Raw genomic sequence first — 4,353 nt, 5'->3', positions numbered from 1 at the left:
CGCGCAAAGGCCAAAACACCAAACCGCGACGCCTGCAGCAAGCTAACGAATCGCGGATGCCAACGCAAAGGCAAACCGCCAATGCGACAGCACAAAGACCAAACCCCACCCCCCATCCAGCCGTCGCAGACAAAAAACCCAAAAAATCACACCACAAGAGACTGCTCTTCAAACGGCGCGGGCGCGCCAAAGAAAAACCCTTGCATGACCGTGCACCCCAGCCCCCGCAGCGCATCAGCCTGCGCCTCCGTCTGCACTCCCTCCGCAACGCACGTCAACTCCAGCGACCGGCACAACTCCAGAATGCTCCTCACGATATCCCGCGCCGCCGGATCACTGTCGATTCGATCCAGAAACCCGCGATCGATCTTCACCTTATCCAACGGCAGCCGATGAATACAGGTAAGACTCGAATACCCCGTGCCGAAATCATCGAGCGAGATATGCACGCCAAGCTGCTTGAACGCATCCAGCGCTGCAGACGCCTGCTCGAAATCCTGAATCACGGCAGTCTCCGTCACCTCGAACGTCAAACGCTCAGGCGCAATACCGCTCTCGCGAATCATGCCCGCAATATTCGCAACCGCGTCCGCCGAGCCAATATCGCGCGCCGACAGATTAAAAGCGACACGCACAGCCGGATCGCACGTGCGCATCGTTGCGAGCACCTTGCGCAACAACGCCGCCGTCACCGTATGAATGAAATCGCTGCGTTCAGCAACCTTGATGAAAAGCGACGGCGGCACGTCACCCAGCGCCGGACTGCGCCATCGCGCAAGCGCCTCATACGACATGACTCGCTCGTGCAACGTGTCAACGATAGGCTGAAAATGCAGCGTCATTTCGCGCTCGAGGTCCGCGTGCCGCAACGCCTGCTCCACCTGTCCCAACTCGCGAATCTGCCTTTCATGCTCCGACGAGAAGATCGTCGTGCAGCCGCGGCGATACTCCTTGGCGAAATACAACGCGTAGTCCGCACGCTCGAACAGTTGTGCGGGCGATAACCCCGCATCGGGATAAACGGCGAAGCCCAGCGATCCCGACAGCCGCGCGGTCGCACCCGGCCACGCATACGGCGCACGCAGCATCTCGCAGATCGCCGCGCCGATATCGCGCAGTTCCTGCGCCTCGCGCACGTCCGTCACCAGCAGCCCGAACTCGTCACCGCCCAGGCGCGCCAGCCTGATGCGCGGCGCCGACACATCGAGCAACCGACGGCCCACTTCTTCGAGCACCCGGTCGCCCGCGCCGTGGCCGTACAGATCGTTGACCTGCTTGAAGCCGTCAAGATCGATTACACCAACGGCAAAGCGCGCATGCCCGTCCTGCGCCGTTTGAAAAAGCGCGTCGAGATCGGCGAGAAAGCGTCGGCGGTTCGGCAGTCCCGTCAAGAGGTCGAGATTGGCGAGGCGCGAATTTTCGTCGCTCAACCGTTGCAGTTCGGCCTGTTTCGCCTGCAAGGCGTGTTTTGATTCGACGAGGTTCGCGAAGTCGCGATAGTAGGTGATCAAAATGAAGATCATCGCGACGGCAACGAGCAACATGTTGATCGCAATCGCGACGAGCACCGCGTTATGCGTCAGCGAAAAGAACAGCGAGAACGGCACGATCACAATAGCCGTCAGCAGCAACGCGGCCTTGCGCATATGCATCAGACAGAAGATGCAGCCGATCACCGTAATCGACATGTAGAACGCTACGTGCGCGCGCGCGTACGGATCGCCATACGGGAACAACAGCAATCCCCAGCCGGTGAAGATGACACCCAGCAGCGCAATCAGCCAGACGGTCGTCTTGAGCCGCGACGCGACCTGCTCGTCCGTCAGCGAAGCGAGGTATTTTCTTCGCCTCACCCACACGACGAGCCGGATCGCGCAGGCCGTGCACATCGCGAGCGGCACCCAGATGGCGAGCCACGCCGGCGCAACGGCGACATGCGTTGCGGCCACAGCAACGCTGTTGATCACGAGGATCACGTACAGCAGCGGCAATTGCCGCGAAAACGCGTCGAACTGCGAGCGTGACAGCGCGGCCTTCACGGCGGGAATAGTGCGGAACGAAGCGAGGTCCTGCGGGCGAATCATGGCTCGGCAGCGTGAATGGGTCGGCAAGGTGCGCCGCCTGTCGATTGGTCCAGGCTGCGGGACGCGGTCGCGTTTGTCACGCTCCTGCATGTTTACGGCAGTTTCACGGCGAACCTGATGATACGAGAGCGACTGCGTTCGCCAGTAAAGAAACCTGCGTGATGTGCCGCGCTGTGTCGACGGCGCCACACACGCTTGCGCAACACGCCTGCTAATGCTCGCAAAAAGCCCATTTTTGCAGGGCATTCCTCAGATCAATAGTGCCTGAACAGCGGTTTGGTTTATCCGCCCAGGACCACAGCCGCGATCTCGACGAACAGGATTTTCACGATCGTCATCGACGGAAAGATCATGGCGTAGCCGACATCGGGGCGATCGGTGGGCGCAATGCGGTTCGCGAACGCGAGGATGGCCGGGTTGCCCGTCGCACCGCTGATCACGCCGACGGTCGCGTCGAACGGCAGGCGAAAAAGCCACAGGCAGCACGCCGCAGTGATGCACACGAGCGCAATCAGAATGACGGCGCCGTACAGCAGAAATGAGATGCCCGTGAGGCCGATCGTCGCAAAGAACTTCGGTCCCGACGACAGCCCCACTTGCGCGAGAAACACAGTCAGGCCGAAGTTGCGCAGCACGAGATTGGCGGAAAGCGGCATCGTCCAGACCAGTCCACCCAGTCGTCGGATCTTGCCGAGATAGAGCGCGACCAGCAGCAGCGCGGCAAGCCCGAGCGACAACTTGCCGACGCCCGGTATCGGCAGCGGAATCAGGCCGACCAGCAAGCCGATCGCGGCGCCGACGCCGATCGAGATGTAGCTCAACTCCGCCGTGCCCTTGATCGAATCGCCGAACAGCTTGCGCACGGCTTCGCGTTGACCGGGGCCGATCAGCAAGCCGACACGGTCGCCGAACTCGAGTATCAGCTCGGGGCTCGGCAGCATGTCGGCGTCGCCGCGGCGCACGTGCGCGATCGAGCACACCATGCCGTCGGGAAAGCGGATATCGCGCAGCGCGTGGCCGACGACGATGCGGCTCGACGCGAACACGCGCAGATAGTCGAGGTCTTCGCGGAAACGCGTCATGCGTCCGGGGTGCAATTCGCCGAGCAGTTCGGTGGCCTTGCGCAGTTCGTCGCCATCCATTGATGTGGCGAGCAGGACGTCGTCGGCTTGCATGACGAGATCGTCGGCGGGCAGCTGGTTGTGATGCGCGCGGCGCACGGCTGCGATGCCGAGGCCTGCGGGCAGGCGCGCCTTGAGTTCGGGAAAGGTGAGGCCGACGAATGCCTGGTTACGCAGCGCGATTTCGGCTGTCTCCATGATGTGCGCGGGCGGCGCTTCGATCTTGCGCGCCAGCGCGACGCTCAGCAGATACAGAAACAGGATCGGGCCGGCGACGCCGAACGGATACGCGACGCTATAGCCGACGGCCGCGCCTTCGCCCTTCAGCACGGCGAGCACCGCCTGCAGGCTTGCCGTGCTGGTGCCTGCGCCCGCATACAGGCCGAGCGCCTGATCGAGCTTCACGCCGAATAGCGGCCCGAGCGCGAGCGACACGAAGCCCGCGCCGATCACGCCGAGCACGGCGGCTGCGTTTGCCTTGAGTCCATCGGCACTCGACAAGCCAGCGAAAAATTGCGCGCCGTACTGCACGCCGATGCCATAGAGAAACAGCAGCAGACCCAACGTGCCGAGCACCGCGGGCGGCGCGGACTTCGGCGCGAATCCGCCGATTGCGAGTCCGACGAACAGCACCGCGCCCGAGCCGAGCGCCACGCCTTTGATGCTGCATTCGCCGATCACATAGCCCAGTGCGACGGTGAGAAACAAGGTGAGCAATGGCTGCGATTCGAGCAATGTCCGGACTGCGTCCATATCCGCTCCATAAGGTTTGTGCAGCGCCTGCTGTTAGCTAGCCAGAGAGCATGCACGTGATGTTTTTTGCGGTGTTCGCTCTCGTATTGCCAGATCAATGATAGACGCTGAGCGGAGGGGTGGTCGAATTGGGTAATGCGGTTTGGTGTTTTGGTGTTTGCGTTGTTGGCGGGCTTTGCGCGTCGCGGTTTGGTGTTTTTAGCCTTTGCGCTGGCATCCGCGATTCGTTAGCGTGCTTCAGGCGTCGCCGTTCTGGGTTTTGGCCTTTGCGCTGGCATCCGCGATTCGTTAGCTTGCTTCAGGCGTCGCCGTTCTGGGTTTTGGACTTTGCGCTGGCATCCGCGTTACGTTAGCTTGCTTCAGGCGTCGCCGTTCTGGATTTTGGACTTTGCGCT

2 protein-coding genes are annotated in these 4,353 nt (G+C 61.9%); both read right to left on the bottom strand.

Going from position 1 to position 4,353, the window contains the following annotated elements; genetic code table 11:
- Nucleotides 1-146: 146 nt before the first annotated feature.
- A complete protein-coding gene (locus KFO72_RS41355) occupies nucleotides 147-2,084 on the bottom strand; it encodes a putative bifunctional diguanylate cyclase/phosphodiesterase (protein WP_225034508.1) in 1,938 nt (645 codons plus the stop codon).
- A gap of 281 nt (nucleotides 2,085-2,365) precedes the next feature.
- Nucleotides 2,366-3,958 (bottom strand): aspartate:alanine exchanger family transporter, encoded by a 1,593-nt coding sequence (locus KFO72_RS41350; protein ID WP_176055242.1) that lies wholly within the window; start codon nucleotides 3,956-3,958, stop codon nucleotides 2,366-2,368.
- Nucleotides 3,959-4,353: the final 395 nt, after the last annotated feature.

The sequence above is a fragment of the Paraburkholderia sp. XV genome (assembly GCF_020177535.1).
Taxonomy (GTDB): domain Bacteria; phylum Pseudomonadota; class Gammaproteobacteria; order Burkholderiales; family Burkholderiaceae; genus Paraburkholderia; species Paraburkholderia caribensis.
The sequence above is the reverse complement of the archived record's forward strand: the minus strand, read 5'-3'. Positions and strand labels throughout refer to the sequence as shown.